Raw genomic sequence first — 2,087 nt, forward strand, 5'->3', positions numbered from 1 at the left:
CTGTACAACAAGGACTCGGTCGCCGGGAACACCTACACCTGGCAGCCGAACCTTCCCGAGGACGGCGACTACCAGGTCCAGGTGCACTACGTGCCCGCCACGGACCGGGCCACCAATGCGCCGTACACGCTGACCTACAGCGGTGGCTCGAAGGCCTACACGGTCAACCAGCAGGCCGGTACGGGCGGTGTATGGAAGACGCTGGGCACGCACCCGTTCAAGGCGGGCACTGCGGGCAAGATCGTCCTCGGTGACGGTCCGGCTTCGACGTCCACGGCGGTGATCGCGGACGCGGTCCGCTTCACCAAGGGCGGTGTGGTCACCAAGCAGCCGTCCGAGCTGAACGTGTGGCACTCCTTCCCGGTCACCAAGACCGTGCAGTCCTGGATCGACGGGGCGAACACCAACCACGGCTTCGTGGTCAAGGCCGCCGACGAGTCCGCGAATGCCCCCAAGGGCGGCCCCCGCTATGAGGGCAGCGAGTTCGCCTACGCGGGTGAGGCCGCGAACTACCCGCGTCTGGTGCTGACGTACGGCCGTCCCGGTGTGGAGCTGGATGCGCCGACGACGATCCACGACACCGGTGCGGAGCTGAAGTGGTCGGCGTACGCCGACCCGTCGACCGCGGCCGGTGACGACATCGTCGAGTACCAGGTCCACCGCTCCATCTACCAGACCTTCACCCCGTCGGCGGCGACCCTGGTCGCCCCCGTGTCGAAGTCGTCGACGTCGTACACCGACACCTCGGCGACGCCGACGGACGCGGGCAGCTCGGAGCTGTTCGGGCGGGCGTACTACTACATGGTCGCCGTCAAGACGGCGGACGGTCAGGTGATCGGTGCTCCGACGCAGCTGGTGCGGCTGCCCAAGGCGGGCCGTACCACGAAGATCGTCGAGGCCGCCCAGGACACAACGCTGTCGCAGACGGAGTCGACGACCCCGCACGACACGATCACGGACGGCATCGCGCAGAACTGGCTGGCGGTAGGCAACAACTCGCCCAGCTACGGCACCACCCGCGCGCTGCTGAAGTTCCCGGCCCTGTCGGACATCCCCGGGAGCGCCCGCGTCATGGACGCCACCGTGCGTCTGTGGGGCACCACGACCACCACGGAGAACACCGGCGCGGTCTATGAGCTGCGGCCGCTGACGCGTGACTTCGACGAGGCGTCGGCGACCTGGGTCAAGGCCAACTCGACCACCAACTGGAGCGCCGCCGGTGGTGACTTCAGCGCGACCATCGCGGACACCGCCCCGGCGATGAGCAACGACCCCGCCCGCCATGACTGGGACGCCACGTCCCTGGTGCAGGGCTGGGTGACCACGCCCTCCTCCCAGCAGGGTGTGCTGCTGAAGATGGCGGATGAGTCGGTCAAGCAGGAACGCACGGTGTTCCTGTCCTCCGAGGCGAGCGAGAAGAAGCTGCGCCCGCGTCTGGTGGTCTCCTACATCGACTCCACCACCGACTCGACGTACTACGCACCGAAGACGCCGGCGCGGATGACCCCGAACTCCACCTACACGGTCGAGTTCACCCTCACCAACACCACCAACACCGCGTGGGCGGCCGGTGAGCGCGAGCTGTCCTACACCTGGAAGCTCCCGGACGGCACGGACGTCACCAACGGCGGCAACCAGGTCGCGACGGCCATCCCCGCCCTCGCGCCGGGTCAGTCGACCGTGCTCCAGGCACAGGTCAAGACGCCGATCAACAGCGACAACGGCAACAAGCGCACCGATTATGTCCTCGGCTGGGATGTCCGCAAGGTCTCCGACGGCAGCTGGCTGTCCGCCGGGACCGGCGGCATCCCGTCCTTGAAGCAGAACGTGGCGGTGGAGGACCCGACCTCCAACAGCCTGGGTCTGGAGAAGTTCTACTCCTACACGGGCAAGAACACGGGCGCCGGGTCGACGGTGATGAACAACCTCGCCGCCGGCAACACCGTGTGGTCGTACAACGCGTTCACCAACCCGGGCCGCGGCCTGACCACGTTCGCCCGCTTCTCCTACAACTCCCTCGACACCAGCGACACCGTCCTCGGCGGCGGCTGGTCCGCCCAGCTCGCCGGACCGATCCGGCTCGGCGC

General features: G+C 67.9%; 1 protein-coding gene. It reads left to right on the top strand.

The genetic code is table 11. The features are described 5' to 3' along the window. The coding region (locus ACZ42A_RS38925) for a DNRLRE domain-containing protein (protein ID WP_468532118.1) at window positions 1-2,087 on the top strand (2,087 nt) is incomplete at both ends.

Source organism: Streptomyces sp. NPDC030838, assembly GCF_055572035.1.